Consider the following 16124-nt stretch of genomic DNA (forward strand, 5'->3'; position numbering starts at 1 on the left):
ACGCCGCGCGCGAGCAACCAGGAGCGCCCATGAGCCGTACGGAGCAGGATTTCCTCGGACAGCGTGAGATCGCCGACGATATTTACTACGGCGTCCAGACCATCCGCGGGAAGGAGAACTTCCACATCACCGGCATTCCGATGAACCAGGAGCCTTACTTCGTGAAGGCGCTGGGTTACGTGAAGAAGGCCGCGGCGATGGCCAATCGCGATCTCGGCGTGATCGACGCCAGGGTGGCCGATGCGATCATCCTCGGCTGCGACCGCGTGATTGCCGGCGACATGATGGATCAATTCGTCACCGACTTCATCCAGGGCGGCGCCGGCACCTCGACCAACATGAACGCCAACGAGGTGATCGCCAACCTCGCGCTGGAATCGCTGGGCTTCAAGAAGGGCGACTACCAGCACGTCAGCCCGAACGATCATGTGAACTACGGCCAGTCGACCAACGACACCTATCCGACCGCCTTTCGCCTCGCGCTGATCCTGCGGCTCGAGAGCTACATGACGGCGCTGCGCCAGCTCCAGGAGGCGTTCTTCGCCAAGGGCCGTGAGTTCGATCGCGTGCTGAAGATGGGCCGTACGCATCTTCAGGACGCCGTGCCGATGTCGCTCGGCGCCGAATTCCGCGGCTGGGGTACCACCATGGGCGAGGAGGTCGATCGTATCTCCGAGGCACGGGCGCTGCTGCGCGAGATCAATCTCGGCGCGACCGCGATCGGCACCTCCGTCACCGCGGCGCACGGCTATCCCAAGCTCGCCGTCCGGCATCTGAGCGCGCTGACCGGCATCGACTTCATTCTCGCCGGCGACCTCGTCGAAGCGACCTCGGACACCGGTGCCTATGTGCAGCTCTCCGGCGTGCTCAAGCGCACGGCGAGCAAGCTGACAAAAATCTGCAACGACATCCGGTTGCTGGCTTCGGGCCCGCGCGCCGGCTTCAACGAGATCAACCTGCCGCAGCTCCAGCCGGGCTCCTCGATCATGCCGGGGAAGGTCAATCCCGTGATCCCCGAGGTCGTCAACCAGACCAGCTTCCTTGTCATCGGCCTCGACACCACGGTGACGCTTGCCGCGTCCGCCGGCCAGCTCCAACTCAATGTGATGGAACCGGTGATCTCGTTCGCGCTGTTCTTCTCGATCCGCACCATGGAGCGCGCGGTCAACAGCCTGCGCGAGAACTGCGTCGTCGGCATCACCGCCAACGCGGAGCACACCCGCAACATGGTGCTGAACTCGCTCGGTATCGTCACGGTGCTGAAGCCGCTGCTCGGCTACAAGCAATGCGCCGAGATCGCGCGCGAGGGTTACAAGAGCGGCAAGTCGCTGCACCAGATCGTGGTGGTCGAGCGCAAGCTGCTGACGCAGGAGAAGTGGGACGAGATGTTCTCGTTCGAGCGGCTGATCAATCCGGACCTGATTGCGTGATGTCTCATGGTCATTCCGGGGCGCGCGAAGCGCGAACCCGGAATCCATTTAGCCGTCCGCGCTGAGGCCCGATGGATTCCGGGCTCGCGCTGCGCGTCGCCCCGGAATGACGGAAGCGGAATTCCGCGGCTTGGAATTGCGGTAACGGCATCTTCCGCGGCGGCAAAACGCAATACTTGACAGTGGAAAGATTGCCTTGTTGGTATGGCTCCCAACTTCGATTTGACCGCCAATAGAGGATCGTTTCGCGATGTCCATGCCTGCCTTGTTCAAAGGGCGCCTGTCGATCCCCGTGATCGGCTCGCCGCTCTTCATCATCTCGGTGCCCGATCTCGTGATCGCGCAGTGCAAGGCGGGTGTCGTCGGCTCGTTTCCGGCGCTGAACGCGCGGCCGCCCGAGCTGCTCGACGAATGGCTGGCGCGGATCACCGAAGAGCTCGCGGCCTATGATCGCGCGCATCCCGACAGGCCGTCGGCGCCGTTCGCGGTCAACCAGATCGTGCACAAGTCGAACAACCGGCTCGATCACGACATGCAGCTCTGCGCCAAGTACAAGGTGCCGATGATCATCTCCTCGCTCGGTGCGCGCGAGGAACTGAACCAAGCCGTGCACGGCTGGGGCGGCATCGTCTTCCACGACGTGATCAACCAGAAATTCGCGCACAAGGCGATCGAGAAGGGCGCCGACGGCCTGATCCTGGTCGCGGCCGGCGCCGGCGGCCACGCCGGCGTGATCTCGCCGCTTGCCTTCGTGGCGGAAACGCGAAAGTGGTTCGACGGCCCGATCGCGCTGTCGGGCGCAATCGGCAACGGCAAGGCGATCCGCGCCGCGCGCATCCTCGGCGCCGACTTCGCCTATATCGGCTCGGCCTTCATTGCGACCAAGGAAGCCAACGCTGTCGAGAAGTACAAGGAGATGATCGCGGGGTCGACGGCCGACGACATCGTCTATTCCAACCTCTTCACCGGCGTGCACGGCAATTATCTGAAGCCCTCGATCCTCGCCGCCGGCATGGATCCGGAGAACCTGCCGACGTCCGATCCGTCCAAGATGAACTTCGGCACCGACGCCTCCGGCGAGCGCGCCAAGCCAAAGGCCTGGAAGGAGATCTGGGGCTCGGGCCAGGGCATCGGCAGCGTCGACCAGGTTCTGCCTGCCGCCGAGCTGATCGCGCGCTTCAAGAAGGAATACGACGAGGCGATCGATCCGCCGTTGTGAACGGCGGCTATTGCGTATTGCAGCGCGCGTATCTTTCCTCCGTCGTCCTGGACAAGCGCAGCGGAGCGGAGCGCAGATCCAGGACCCATTACCCCAGGGAGTAGTTTGGCGAAGACTCGGAGTTGAGAGTTGCGCGCCACAACTTCTCCCTGGGGTAATGGGTCCTGGCTTTCGCCAGGACGACACTGTCATTGGAACTCCGAGCGTCTCAGGCAACAGAGATCTGCACCATGCCCCCGATCTACCGTGTCGACGGCAACAGTGTCGTCACCAGCCCTGACGCTGCGGGTCCGTGGGACCGGCGCATGCAGCATGGCTCGGCGCCGGCATCGCTGGTGACGTGGGCGGCGGAGCGTATTCCGACGCCTGTTACGATGGACATCGCGCGCGTCACCATCGATCTGATGCGCCCGGTGCCGGTGGCGCCGCTCACGATCAAGACCGAGGTCTTGCGCGAGGGCCGCAAGATTCAGCTCTGCGAAATCAAGCTGCTCGCCGACGGCGTGCAGGTCGTGGGCGCCACAGTGCTGAAGATCAGGCGGCAGGCGCAGGCGCTGCCGGATGACGTCAAGGAAGTCCCGCTCGCGCTGCCGTCACCGGAGGATTCGCTGGTCGAGGACGGTCATGCCGCCACCAGCCCGTTCGTGCGCTCGGTCTCGATGCGCGCCGCGCGCGGCCGCTTCGGCCAGGCCGGTGCGGGCGCGATCTGGTTTCGCGTCGACCATCCCCTGATCGAGGGCGAAGCGATCTCGCAGGCCATGCGCGCCGTGGTCGCCGCCGACTTTTCCAACGGCACCGCCTCGACGCTCGACTTCCGCGCCTGGACCTACATCAACGCGGACCTCACCGTGAGCCTTGCGCGCCAACCGGTCGGCGAGTGGATCCTGCTCGACGGCGACTCCTGGATCGGCCCTGATGGCGCAGGACTCGCCATGTCGCGGCTGGCGGATCGGCAGGGCTATTTCGGTCGCGCGGTGCAGAGTTTGGTGATCGAGAAGCGGTGAGCGTGACGGCAAGCGCCGTGATCGCTCCTTGAGCCGAAGGAACGGCAGACTTCCGCCGCCGCGGAAGGGATGCCCTGGTCGCGAGCCTCTTCTCTTGTCCGGAGGTCTCTGTTCGACGCCAGCGTCCTGCCTGTTCAACTGCCGTAGACGATCTTGATCTCCCACAGCAGGACAACAATAGCCGTGATCAACGTGATCGCGGCCAACGCACTTTCCAAGGAAGCGACTCTCATTTGATACTCCGCTTCCCAGCCCCATCAGCGGTCTAGTTGATTCGTTGATTCGCCCGCAATCGCGCGGACGGCGTGCCTGAAAAGTCCCTTCCGCGCTGTTGTTCGCCGGTCACAGCGACACCGTAAAATCCCGGGGTCGGGCGCGGGGGCCTGCACGGTGCCGCCTGCCACAAGTTGCAGATCGAGACGACTACCCCACCATCCGGTCCCGCCCGCTCCAGAATCCCGCGCGCAGCACCTTCTTGTCGACCTTGCCGACGCCGGTCATCGGCAATTGCTTGACGAACTGGATCTGCTTTGGCGCATGCGCCGAACCTTTCCGCGTCTTCACGAAATTGATCAGCTCGTCCGGATCGGGCTTTGCGCCTTCGCGCGGCACCACGATGGCGGTGACGGCTTCGCCCCATTTCTCGTCGGGGATGCCGACGACCGCGACCATCGCGACATCGGCGTGCTGCGACAGCACGTCCTCGACCTCGCGCGGAAAGATGTTGAAGCCGCCGGAGACGATCATGTCCTTCTTGCGGTCGAGGATGAACATGTAGCCGCGCTCGTCCTTGCGCGCGATGTCGCCGGTGTGGACCCAGCCGTTCTTCAGCGTCTCGGCGGTGATGTCAGGCCGCTTCCAGTATTCCGCCATGACATGCGGGGCGCGCACGCAGATCTCGCCGGCCTCGCCCGTCTTCACCTCCTGGTCATTGTCGTCGAGGATCCTGACCTCGCAGGCCGCGATCGGGAAGCCGCAGGACAGGAACAGTTCGGGCGTCCGGGGATCATGGTCCTTCTTGCGCAGCACCGAGATCGGATAGCATTCGGTCTGGCCGTAGAGCTGCGAGAACACCGGCCCGATCCGTTCGATGCCCTCGATCAGCCGGCTCGGCGACATCGCCGAGGCGCCGTAGAGCACGAGCTCGAGCGAGGAGAGGTCGGTCCTGCTCAGCGCGGGATGATCGAGCAGCACATAGATCATGGTGGGCACGAACAGCGTGAAGTTGATGCGCTCGCGCGCGATGGTCGCCAGCACGGCCTCGGGATCGAAACCCTTCAGCATGTGCACGGTGCCGCCGCGCATCAGGGTCGGCAGCACCTTGGTGCCGGCGACATGGCTGATCGGGGCGACCGCGAGATAGCGCGCATCTTCCGGGATTTCGAAGTCGGCGAGGATCGCGGCGGCGGCCCCGGCATTTTCGCGGTGGTAGCGCAGCGCGCCCTTGGATTTGCCGGTCGTGCCGCCGGTGTAGTTCAACGTGGAGAGATCGTCAGGGCCGGCGAAGCAATGCGCGCTGGCATGGCCTTCGATCTCGATCGCCTGCAGCAGGTCGACGCCATAGTCGGCCGGCCCCGTGGTGAAGACCGCCTTGAGCCGGCTCGCACTCGCGGCAAGCTCGCCGCCGCGATCGCGGAACGCGGCCGCATCGACCACCAGCACCTCGGCCTCGGAATCCTCGAGTTGGAACAGCTGGTCTCCCCGCGATCCCAGTGGATGCAGCCAGGTGACGCAAAACCTCGACAATTGCGCTGCGACACCCGCGCACCAGGTGTCGGCGCGGTTCGCAGTGAGGAAGGCGACGCGTGCGCCGGGCTGCAATCCAAGCCGCATGAACACGCCCTGGATGTGCCCGATCAGGTCGATGGTGCCCCGATAACTCAGCGATCCGCCGGGCCAGGCGAACGCGGTGCGGCCGGGATAGCGCGCCAGCGCCCGCAGCGCCTGTGCGCAAGTCGGGGACGATGCGTGGAGCGGATCTGACATATGTTTCCTCGCTGCTTTGTCATCGGCTTCTGGCGTGCCAATGTTTGCCGTAACGCTAGCACAGGGAATGCGGGATGGAACGACACAGCCCGCGCGAGGGAGGCATGCGTGACGTCTGATCGACTGCAACGTTTCCGCGATCGCCTGGCACTGCCGCTGATCGCCGCGCCGATGTTTCTGGTGTCGGGTGTCGAGCTCATGGTCGCGGCCTGCCAGAGCGGCGTGATCGGCAGCTTTCCCAGCGCGAATTGCCGTAGCGCGGAACAGCTCGACGAATGGCTCCGCGAGATCGAAGCGCGGCTGCGCCGGCATGAAGATCAAGCCCGCCGCAAGGCGGCGCCGCTCTGCCCAAACCTGATCGTGCACCGCTCCAATGCGCGGCTGGAGCAGGATCTTGCCGTGCTGCTGCGGCACAGGCCGGAGATCGTCATCACCTCGGTCGGCTCGCCCGCGCCAGTGCTCAAGCCGCTGCATGACGCCGGTGCGCTGGTGTTGGCGGATGTCGCCTCGATCCGCCACGCCGAACGTGCGGCGGAAGCAGGTGCCGATGGACTCGTGCTGCTCACGGCGGGCGCGGGCGGGCAGACCGGCTGGCTCAATCCGTTCGCCTTCGTCCGCGCGGTGCGCGCATTCTACGATGGCATCATCGTGCTCGCGGGCGGCATCAGCGATGGCCGCGCGCTGCATGCCGCGGAAGTGCTCGGCTGCGATCTCGGCTACATGGGCACGAAGTTTATCGCGACGCGCGAGAGCATGGCGGATGATCGTTACAAACGGATGCTGGTCGAGAGCAGCGCCGACGACATCCTGCTGACCACCGCGTTCACGGGGCTTCAGACCAGCATGCTGAAGCCGTCGATCGTCGCTGCGGGGCTTGATCCCGACGACCTGCCGGCGCGCGGGGCGATCGACATCGCCAAGGACATCGACGTCAACGCGCGCGAGAACCGGCCAAAGCGCTGGCGCGATATCTGGAGCGGCGGGCACTCGACCTCCGGCGTGACCGATGTGCTCGCGGTTGACGATCTCGTCGCGTCGACGCTCGCGGAATATCGCGCGGCGGGTGGGCGGTAGGCTCCTCTTCCTCTCCCCGTATGAACGGGGCGAGGGAGACCAGGTGCCGTCGCATCGATCACAGTTAATCCTGCATGGCTCGATTCCCCCTCACTTAACGGCAGATTAACCATCGCCCGCCCAGAATCCCCCTCAAGGCCGCCAATCAGGACCGAGAGGGACAGGCGATGGATTTCGATTTTCTCAACTCCAAGACGGCGGCTTCGCTGGACGAAATCCGCGTCCGCGTGGCCCATGCGCTGGCCCGCCACCCGCTGTGCCGCAATGTGCGCTTCGATATCGTCAGCGTCCCCCGCACCCGCCGGGGGGGCAACTGGACGGTGACGCTGCAATCGGTCGAGCCGCGCGCGGTCTGGGAGGCCTCCGAAATCGTCGCGGACATCCAGGATGCCTACGATCTGGCCTCAGCTGCTTGATTTTACTCGGCTTTTTAGTCGTGTCGCCATAGGCATGGTGATTGTCGCCGCAAAGGCACACTCAAGCCTTAATTCGTTCCTTTTTCCCGGGCACCGTTGACAACATCGTGAACCGCCCCTCCCCTCTCGGAGAGACGTTTGTCCAAAGCCATCACCATCGTCGTTCTGACCTGTTTCCTCGTCCTCGGTGCCGCCACCACCGCCATTCTCGGACGCGACAGCGTGCCCAGCGTTAGCGCCGAGATGATCACCCAGGCCCCGCCGAAACCGCTCGCGACCAACCGCGCCGCCAAGGCCGACCGTCTGGTTCCGACCCTGGCGCTGGCCTCGGCCGCGATCGAGCCGGTCCAGGTGCCCGCCGACAAGCTTGCGCAGGCGCCGGTGCTGACCGAGCCGCTGCGCCAGGCCTTTGCCGCCGCCACTCCGTCCGATTTTCCGATGTCCAAGACGGGTTCATCGGCGAGCGTGAACGAGGCGCCCACGGCGGAAGCTCCCGCCGTCGAAGTCCCGGCCAAGCCGAAAGTCGTCGCCAAGCCGCAGCCGCAGAAGTCCTATTCGCTGCTCTCCGACGTTCAGATTTCGGGCATCAAGGATCGTCTGAAGCTGTCGTCGTCGCAGGAATATTACTGGCCTTCGGTCGAGACGGCGCTGCGCAACGTCGTCCGCAGGATCCAGGCGAACAAGCTGTCGAATCCGAACGCGCCGCCCGGCGCGCAGATCGATCCGAACTGCGACGAGGTCCAGCAGTTGAAGTCGGCCGCGATGCCGCTCCTGTTCCAACTGCGTGACGACCAGAAAGAGGAAGTGCGCAAGCTCGCCCGCATCATTGGGCTCGAGAAGGTCGCGCAGCAGATCTGACGCGCGGTTTCCGAAAACATCATGCTCAAACAATGAGCTGAGGCACGATGGCGAGCCATCGCGCTGAGGGAACCGCCGATATCAGGAACATCCGGCAATCTCCAGGCGTTGCCCGCTCCAAAAGAGGGAGTGGACCAATGCGCGCCTCGACAGCCTATTTCGTCGGTGCTGGAACCATCGTCGCGGCCATCGCTATTGGTCTCGGTGGCGGCATCGTCGCCGGCAACATCATGAATCCGATCGCGCCCAAGCAGGGGCCGGATGCCGGCAAGCTGGCGCAGCGCACGGAAGCGGTTATCGCGCCGGTCCAGAGCAATGCGCCGTCGGAGCGCGTGCAATATCTCACCGGCTCGCAAGCCTTCGGCACGATGATCGCCGCACCCGCGCAGGCGCGGGACGACGCAAAGCCTGAGACAAGGCCCGACACGCAGGTCACTCCGGCGAACGCCGAGCCGCCTGCGCCACAGCCGTCGCAAGCGGCCGCGGTCGAGCCGCCGAAACCGGCACCGCCATCGCCTCCGCAAGCCGCAAAGCCCGTCGAGCAGCAGGCTTCGACAGAGCCGTCCTCCTCACCTGACAACGCCTATGCCAAGGCGAGGGATTTTGACGTGAAGCGTGCTGCGTCCGAACGGCGCCGGATGGATCGCCGCGAGCGTTGGTCGGAGCGTCACCGCTATGAGTCCCGCGATCCCCGCGGCATGCGCGACCGGACCGATTGGGACGACGTGGCCCGCAACATCCGCCAAGATTCAGACGCGCGCGATTACGCGGGCCGGCCGCGCGGCAGCTTCCCGCAGATCAGGCTGTTCGGCCCCGACGACGATTAGCGCTTAACCCAGGATCGCGGTCGCTGCGCGCTCGGCAATCAGGATCGTCGGCGTCTGGATGTTGCGGGAGATCCTGATCGGGATCAACGAGGCGTCCGCGACATGCAAGCCGTCAATGCCTCGCACCTGCAACCGCTGCGGATCGGCGACGGCGAGATCGTCCATGCCCATCCGGCAGCGCCTCGTCATTCCGGGATGCGTGCGCAGCACGCAGGCCCGGAATCCATTTATCCGCGGCGACCGCAGCGCGATGGATTCCGGGCTCGCGCCGTTGGCGCGCCCCCGGAATGACCGCTAGCTCAGCCCCCGTGCGACTCCACCACCTTGCGGCAGCCGTCCGAAAGCTTCGACTTGTTCTCGCGCAGGCAGGCGTTCATCTGCGGCGGCTTGCCGACATGTTCGGCGCAGAATTTGCTGGCGTCGCCGCGGCAGGCCATCTGCTCCTGCAGCGTCGGACCGGATTGTGCCGCGGCGGGCAGGGCGGTGGCGGCAAGCAGCAGCGCGGCAAGGATCGAAATCTTCATAAAACACCTCTTTGGGCTTGTCGGGTGGTCCCGTTCGGGATCAAGCGGGCGGACCATCTCGCGGAGGTCTGGTGCCGGTCCATGCCATGTTCATGGCATCGGATCGCGCTTCTGGCCTGCGTACCCCCATCTTCATGGCATGTATCCGTACGCCGTCTTTTGCCATTCAGACTGCACGTCGGCTGCGAACCCGGTGATTGCACCGGGACGCCGAACGGGAAGCAGGAGAGCAAGATGTCGAAAAGAGCGGGAGTGCTGAGCGCCGGGCTGACGATCATGGCGCTGGCGGGTGCGGCGATGGTGTCGCTGGGCACGAGCCCGGCGCAGGCGGTGGTCTATTGCAAGACGGTCGGCGTGCCCAAGGGCTGCGTGGTGCGGCCGACGGCGGCGGTGGTGGTCGCGCCGGGAGCCCCGGTCGCGGCGGCTGCGGTCGCGACGCCCGGCGTCGGTGCGCCCGGTGTCGGCGTACGTGCCGGCACGCCGATGAATCGCGGCGGCCCGGTCAATCGCGTCGGTGTTCGCTGACGATCTCGTTCGATTGAGTTGATTGCATCGCTTCGGGCGACGTGATGACCCTGCGGACGAACCCCCCGTCCTCCGCATGAAGATCATCCGGCCCGTTCCCTCTCTCCGTACGTCCCACACGTTCGGGGAGGGGGCTTTTCAGCCGGCAGCGGCGTCGCTGTCGGGAAAGATTTGCGGCAATTGCAGCCGCACCCGCGTGCCCGCGGCATCCGAGCTCAGATCGAGCACCGCGCCGCAGCGCGCGGCGCGGCTTCTCATGTTGCGCAAGCCCCGCGCGGTCTGGCTCGCGCCCGCGGCCTCGCAATTGCCGGCCAGCGCAAAACCGCGGCCGTCGTCGGTCACGCTGATCACGCCGTACGGCCCCTGGTCCGCGTCGAGCGTCTCGATCGTGACCGCGATATTGCCGGCGTGCGCGTGCTTGACCGCATTGGTCACGGCCTCGTCGAGGATGCGCACGATCTGGATGACGTGCCATGGCCTGAGCTCGGGATGCAGCGGCAGGCCCTGCGGCGTCGCCACGCGCCAGTCGAGCGCGATGTCGTGCGGGCGCAATTGCATCGCCGCGCGCTCGCGCCAGGAGCCGAGCGCGAGCATGAGGTCGCCGCCGATGTCGTCCATGGAGTCGATAACGAGACGGAGATCCTTCAGCGCCGCGCGGGCGGCGTCTGTGATGGTCGCACCCTCATGGCCGCGCTCGGACAGCGCGACGATGCTGACGAGCTGGCCGCCGAGGCCGTCATGCAGGTCGCGCATCAGCCGCGTGCGCTCGTTGGCGAGCGCGGCGGCCCGGGCGCGCGCCTCCTCGCGGGCAAAGCTCGCCTTCAGCCGCTCCTCGGCCTCGCGCACGCGCGTCACGAGCTGGCCGGCAAAGCTGTCGACCTGGTTCAGCGCGCGGGCGAAGCGCCAGGTCAGGCCGGCGCCGATCGCGACCAGCATCGCCGAATAGGACAGGCGCGAGACGAAGATGCGTTCGTTGGTGACGATCTCGGACACCGACAGCATGTCGTGGACCCAGCAGGTCAGCACGATGCTCACCGCGCAGCCGAGCGTGAAGCTCGCGGCATCCTGCCGCCGCACAACCGCGGCCGCGGTGACGCAGGCCATCAGGAACAGGCAGACCCCGACCGTGGGGATGCCAAGCAGGAGAAACAGAATGCGCGGCAGTGGCGGCCCGGCGATCAGCCCGACCACGAACACGACGATGCCCGGCGCGAACAGCAGCGCGCCGTAACGCGGCCAGCGCCAGCCGAAGAACAGCACGCCGAACACGACGATCAGCGCGCTCTCGGTCGGTGCCGATGCCAGCAGCACCGCGGCAAGCCGCGACGTGGTGGCCGGCGGCACCGGCGGCGGTACGAACGCCTGCACCACGCCGAGCACCATCGCCGCCGCCAGCACGCCGTAAACCGGCTCGCGGCGCCGCATCAGCCACATGATCGCAAGGATGACGGCGAGGATGGACTGCCAGGCGGAGAACACCACCGGCAACGTGACGAACAGCAGCGTGCGTGTCTCATAGGCGGGACGCAAGGCTGCATCGGGGCCGACATAGACGGTGTCGAGAAAACCCTTCAAGGGTCCCCATACGAACAGCCGTACCGTGATCTCGTTGCCGCCGTCACGCAGCAACGATGCGGGAATGAGCGCGATGAGCGGCGTGTTACGGTCCGGCCGGTTGGCGTTGAAATCGCGGCGGGAGTCGAGCACGACGACACCGTTGACGGCGACCTCCACCGCATTGCTGAAGCGCGGCAGGAACACCGACCATCCCGTCGCCGCATCGCCGCGCCCAACCGTGAAGGCGCCGGTGTAGAGCGGCGGATCGGCCAGAGAGTAACGCGACGAGGTGAAGTGCGGCAGCGTCACGGGACGGCTCGCGCCGTCCTCCCGCAGCGAAAATCCGCTCAAGGCAAAATCGTCGGGGTCGCTCGGCTGGAGCAGCCGCAGCCCGAGGATGGTGGCGATCACGATCAACGCCTGGAGCAGCAGGTAAGGCACGAGGCGCGCGGCCAGCAGCCGGCGCCGCGCGGGTTTGACCGGTGCCTTCGCCGCGATCTCGCTCACAGCTTGATCAGGCCCTGCTGGACGGCCTCGAACACCGCTTCGCTGCGCGTGTGGACCTCGAGCTTGCGATAGATGTTCTTGATGTGCCCGGGCACGGTCTGCCTGGACAGGCCGAGATGGCTTGCGATCTCGGCATAGCTGAAACCTTTGGCGATGCCCCAGAGGATGTCGATCTCGCGCGGGGTCAGTCTTGCGGTGTTGAGTGCGGGGCCCGGCGGCGGCTCCGCCGAATTTTGCGTTCGCCGCACGATGAAACGGGCGATCGAGGCCGAGATCGGGGAATGGCCGGCGACCAGATCGCGCACGGTGGTGGCGATATCGGTGGGGAAGGCGTCCTTGAGCAGGTAGCCGGTGGCGCCGACCGTGATCGCGGAGATCACACTCTCCTCGTCGCCGAGCGCCGAGATCACCATGATCTCGGTGTCGGGAAAGCGCTGCCGGACCTCGCGGATCAGCTCGACGCCATGGCCGTCGGGAAGCCTGAGATCGGTGAGCAGCACGCGCGGTGCCGCCTCGCCCAGCGCTGACCGGGCCTCTCCCAGCGTGCCGGCGCTGCGCACCTTGTAGCCGGCCTTGACCAGCGCATCCTGCAGCCGCCAGCAGGTCGGCGCGTCATCCTCGACGAGGAGGATGGTGATGGCGTCACCCGTCTCGCCCTGTTCGCTCATGTTCATCGTCCCGCACCGCGTGTCCCCCGCGGCGCACGGCAAGTTTACCCGCAGCAGGCACGCCGCGACACCCATAATCATGGGGGCCGCAATGAGGCGGCGTCCCGGACGCCTACTGCTTCGTCGCGGCCGGTTTGTCCGTCGGCATCGGCAGGCTCGGCAGTCGCTGCACGATGATGCGCGCGGTGCCGGCATTGTTCTTGTAGAACTGCTCATAGGGCCCCTGGACCGCGTCGAGCATCGCCGGCCGCAACGCTGCCGGCAGCAGTGCTGGGTAAATCTGCACGGCGTCGTTGACGTAGAAGAACAGATCGCCGGCGTCGGGCGCGACGAATTCGGCCACCAGCCGTCCCGACAGTTTCTGGTCCTCCCAGATCGTGCGCGCCGTGGGATCCTTCGGCACCGGGTCGAAAGGTCCGAGCTTGCTGACCGCGAGCTTGAGCGGATTTTTGTCGGGGAGTGCCTCGAACTCCTTCGTCTTGTCCAGCTTGGTCGGATACCTGCCCTTGCGCTTGTCCGCATCGTCCTCGGCCGGAATGGTCGGATTCATCCGGCGCGGCAATTCCTCGGCCGGCATGACGTTGACGGCCTGCAGCGGAATGTCGCTCATTCCCTTCGTGCCGATGCGCACCACGGGCTGGAACCAGGCGGCGCCGAACTGACGGAGCGTCGGCAGGGCGAGGTAGTGAGGCGTGAAAGAGGTCATGAAGCCGTTCGTGCCGCTCATGATGGTGCGGTCGAACCAGGGATCCTCGATCTCGACCCAGACGCGGTATTTGCGGCCCTTCTCGACCGCAAGGCCGCTCCACCAGCAAAACTCCCTCGTCGCGAAGCGGCCGGGCGCATCGACCGGCTCGTCGGGCACCGGCGTCCCGGCCTCCGGCCCGGGCGTCGCGCAGATATTTCCGGTCGCGGTGCGGGCCGTGAAGACGCTGGTCGCTCCGATCAGCAGTGCGGCGTAGAAGATGATGAACAGGAAGATGCCCGGCAGCACGAGCCTGACGAAGAACCAGCGGGCCGGCCCCGCATTCAGCCGCATCCATCGGGCGAAGCGGAGCAGCATGCCGGGCTCGTCGACATGCCGCCGGCTTGCCATGCGGTGCGGCCTGCTCCAGGCCAGCCGCGCGCGTTCCTGGATGGTGTCGCGCAGCACCGTGTTCCTGCGCCAGATCAGGTAGGTGATGGCCAGGACGGTCGAGGTGGCGAACGGGTAATACAGCGTGATGTCGAGCCACGGCGCCGCATAGGATGGCAGAACGTTCCTGACGAGATTGGCGAGCGGGCCCAGCACGGCGCCAACGAGCCAATCGATGGTGGCGATGACGTGCAGCACCACGGTGCCTTGCAGACCGTTATCCTTCGACACCCCGATCAGGCTGCGGGCGATCCACGGCCAGACCGCGATCACGCCGACCATGAACAGCAGCGAGAAATAGGCGACGCGCCGCCACCACACGGTGTCGCGCGTGAGCCTGGCCATTTCGGCGCTGGGCGTGTTCATGCGCGTGAAGGCTTCGGCCTCGCTTTCGCGCCGCGGGCCCTTGGCTTTCGCCAGATAGGCCTGCTTCATCACTCCGCGGGTACTGTCCGCGATGAGGTTCAGCTTGCTGCCGTCCGGCATCAGCACCAGCGCGTCCGCCGGCAGCATGATCGGCGCGTAGTCGTCGCAGCCGAACAGCATGCGTTCGATGACGGCGAAGTGCACCACCGGCAGCCCGCCATTGACCTCACCGGCGAGGACTGGGCGTGGTCCGTAACGGTAGAGCACGGCGGCGCCGCTGCGCGAATCGTGCTTCGGTCCGATCGCCGATTGGTAGTCCCTGAAGTGCTCGATCTCGCCGTCCTGGAAACGGAGCCGGCCTTCGAGCTGATCGGTCATCCAGACCAGCGGCACGAAGGACAGCGTGGAATCCGGGTAGCCGCCGCCGATGTCGGAATGGACGCCGGTGAACCACACTTCCTTGACCGTCTGGTCGGCCGCCAAATGGCTCTGGTCGATCCGCAGCGGATGGAAGGTGGTGCGCTCGTCGTCCAGCGCCAGCGCATGACAGATGTGCTTCACCTTGCGCGAGGGCCGGTGATTGCGGAACGAGATCGGCCAGATCGCCCAGTCGATCGCGACGCGCAACTCCTCGATCGGGACGCCGAAGGCCTCGACCGTGTCGAACAGTCCCATGAATTCGATGTCGACGTCCTTGCGACCGTTCATCGCCGCCCGGACATCGGCGTAGGAACGGTGCCCGCAGATCGAATGATAGAGATAGAGCAGGAAATCGCGGATGAAGCGCGCGATCCAGATCGTCGGCAGGCTCTTCTTCCATGGCACGGTGTCGCGGCGGTATTCCCGCCACGCGGCCATGGCGTTGCGCCCCATCTCCTCATGCGACACCGGCGTGCCTTCGATCTCCGCCGGCACCAGGCCCTGGCTCGCGATCATGGACGCCAGCGTGCGCGCGGTGAAGGCGCCGCGGCTGAAGCCGAAGATGTAGATCTCGTCGCCCTCGCGCCAGTTCCAGCACAGGAAGCGGTAGAGCTTGCGGACGTTGGAGGGCACGCCGAAACCGGTTGCGCCGTCGAGCGCGGCGAGCGGCGCCCAGCCGGCGGTGCCGACGCCCTTGATGTAGTGGGTGATCTGGTCCGGCTGGGTGTGGTCGAGCGCCTCATAGAGACGCCAGACGCTGGATTCCTGGGCTGTGAACGCATTGCCCGTGCCGTCGGCGAACAGCACGAGCTTGCGTTTCGACCGGGCGGCGTCGGCCGTCCCGCCGGCATTCATCCTGCTAAGCGGGTGTTCCGGTTCGGCAGTACCAGCGGTCCGCGCGCCATCCTGATCTGGCATGGGCTGCTCCGGCAATTTCACGAGGAAGCGCTTCAGGCCCGAGCCGGCACTCCTCGGACTCAATCAACGATTGCGTTTATAAAATGGGATGTATTCTGCGCATAGTCCCGCTGAGGTAGCAAGCAGGAACGCGCGGTCTCGCCGCGGTCGGACGTCGCGGAATGACGGTCGCGAAAAGCATTTGGTTTTGCTGGTCGGCGTGCCGGACGGCGAGGGGAGGCGATGTCGATCGGCGTAGGGTGGTTAGCGTCAGCGTAGGGAAGTGGTGGGTTACGGCTTCGCCCAACCCACTCTACAAGCCTACAATGTCTCCACCCGCGGCGGCGGATAGCGCCGCGCCAGTGCCGACAGCGGCAGGTGCCGCTCGCCTTCCGGCAGCTCCAGAAAGGCCAGCACGAGTGGCCGCTTCCAGTCGCCGATGCCGAAATCCATCGCCGTCCATTTCTGCGGCTCGGGGCCTTCGAGGCCTCGGACCCAGACGAAATAGCGGGGGAGGTCGTCGATGTCGGCTTCCGTCGTGCGTCTCCTGGCCATCAAAGCTGCTCGCTGCAACACCACGTTGCTGCAGGATATAGGTATCGACTTGGCGAAGTCGAACGCGCCGCCGATCGTTCGTTCCGGCACGCGCGCGGCCTTCTGCCGGCACAGCGCGTAGGGGAGGGCCGACGCTGGTTGCAGGCGGCACTTTCT

General features: G+C 65.9%; 15 protein-coding genes. 8 read left to right on the forward strand and 7 right to left on the reverse strand.

What is annotated here, in order from left to right; translation table 11 throughout:
• The first annotated feature begins 29 nt into the window (after positions 1-29).
• From BJA_RS06740 to BJA_RS06750, 3 genes are all read left to right on the forward strand, one after another.
• The gene (locus BJA_RS06740; RefSeq protein WP_011084144.1) at positions 30-1430 is read left to right on the forward strand and encodes an aspartate ammonia-lyase; all 1401 of its coding nucleotides are present in this window, start codon (positions 30-32) and stop codon (positions 1428-1430) included.
• A gap of 250 nt (positions 1431-1680) precedes the next feature.
• Positions 1681-2649 carry an NAD(P)H-dependent flavin oxidoreductase gene (locus BJA_RS06745; protein WP_011084145.1) on the forward strand — a complete coding sequence of 323 codons (969 nt, stop codon included), beginning with the start codon at positions 1681-1683 and terminating at the stop codon, positions 2647-2649.
• Positions 2650-2879: 230 nt separating this feature from the next.
• Complete coding sequence (locus tag BJA_RS06750; RefSeq protein WP_011084146.1) at positions 2880-3653, forward strand: thioesterase family protein; 774 nt, start codon at positions 2880-2882, stop codon at positions 3651-3653.
• Positions 3654-4076: 423 nt separating this feature from the next.
• Here the strand turns inward: BJA_RS06750 and BJA_RS06755 are convergent, their stop codons facing one another.
• Entirely contained in the window at positions 4077-5639 is a 1563-nt protein-coding gene (locus BJA_RS06755) for an AMP-binding protein (protein ID WP_011084147.1), read from the reverse strand.
• Between the two features lie 108 nt (positions 5640-5747).
• Between BJA_RS06755 and BJA_RS06760 the strand changes: the two genes are divergently transcribed.
• The 4 genes from BJA_RS06760 to BJA_RS06775 all read left to right on the forward strand — a co-directional run bounded on the left by BJA_RS06760 (position 5748) and on the right by BJA_RS06775 (position 8814).
• Positions 5748-6713, forward strand: a complete 966-nt coding sequence (locus BJA_RS06760) for an NAD(P)H-dependent flavin oxidoreductase (protein WP_038965341.1) — start codon at positions 5748-5750, stop codon at positions 6711-6713.
• A 167-nt stretch (positions 6714-6880) separates the two neighbouring features.
• The gene (locus BJA_RS06765; protein ID WP_028173584.1) at positions 6881-7129 is read left to right on the forward strand and encodes a hypothetical protein; all 249 of its coding nucleotides are present in this window, start codon (positions 6881-6883) and stop codon (positions 7127-7129) included.
• A 138-nt stretch (positions 7130-7267) separates the two neighbouring features.
• Entirely contained in the window at positions 7268-7987 is a 720-nt protein-coding gene (locus tag BJA_RS06770) for a hypothetical protein (protein WP_038965342.1), read from the forward strand.
• A gap of 137 nt (positions 7988-8124) precedes the next feature.
• Entirely contained in the window at positions 8125-8814 is a 690-nt protein-coding gene (locus BJA_RS06775; RefSeq protein ID WP_038965343.1) for a hypothetical protein, read from the forward strand.
• A 3-nt stretch (positions 8815-8817) separates the two neighbouring features.
• Here the strand turns inward: BJA_RS06775 and BJA_RS06780 are convergent, their stop codons facing one another.
• Complete coding sequence (locus BJA_RS06780; protein ID WP_236842174.1) at positions 8818-9003, reverse strand: GMC oxidoreductase; 186 nt, start codon at positions 9001-9003, stop codon at positions 8818-8820.
• Between the two features lie 110 nt (positions 9004-9113).
• Positions 9114-9338, reverse strand: a complete 225-nt coding sequence (locus tag BJA_RS06785; RefSeq protein ID WP_028173581.1) for a cysteine rich repeat-containing protein — start codon at positions 9336-9338, stop codon at positions 9114-9116.
• A gap of 234 nt (positions 9339-9572) precedes the next feature.
• Here BJA_RS06785 and BJA_RS06790 point away from each other — a divergent pair, with 234 nt between their 5' ends.
• Positions 9573-9863, forward strand: a complete 291-nt coding sequence (locus tag BJA_RS06790; protein WP_028173580.1) for a hypothetical protein — start codon at positions 9573-9575, stop codon at positions 9861-9863.
• A gap of 138 nt (positions 9864-10001) precedes the next feature.
• Here the strand turns inward: BJA_RS06790 and BJA_RS06795 are convergent, their stop codons facing one another.
• The 4 genes from BJA_RS06795 to BJA_RS06810 form a co-directional block, all read right to left on the reverse strand.
• Positions 10002-11927, reverse strand: coding sequence for a sensor histidine kinase (locus tag BJA_RS06795; RefSeq protein WP_011084153.1), 1926 nt, complete (start codon positions 11925-11927; stop codon positions 10002-10004).
• Positions 11924-12595: a response regulator gene (locus tag BJA_RS06800; protein ID WP_038965346.1), complete on the reverse strand. Its 672-nt coding sequence runs from the start codon at positions 12593-12595 to the stop codon at positions 11924-11926. The genes BJA_RS06795 and BJA_RS06800 overlap by 4 nt, the downstream gene beginning before the upstream one ends.
• Positions 12596-12707: 112 nt before the next feature.
• A complete protein-coding gene (locus BJA_RS06805; RefSeq protein ID WP_038965347.1) occupies positions 12708-15434 on the reverse strand; it encodes a DUF2235 domain-containing protein in 2727 nt (908 codons plus the stop codon).
• A 300-nt stretch (positions 15435-15734) separates the two neighbouring features.
• Positions 15735-15968 (reverse strand): hypothetical protein, encoded by a 234-nt coding sequence (locus BJA_RS06810; protein WP_028173576.1) that lies wholly within the window; start codon positions 15966-15968, stop codon positions 15735-15737.
• Positions 15969-16124: the final 156 nt, after the last annotated feature.

The organism is Bradyrhizobium diazoefficiens USDA 110 (genome assembly GCF_000011365.1).
GTDB classification, from domain to species: domain Bacteria; phylum Pseudomonadota; class Alphaproteobacteria; order Rhizobiales; family Xanthobacteraceae; genus Bradyrhizobium; species Bradyrhizobium diazoefficiens.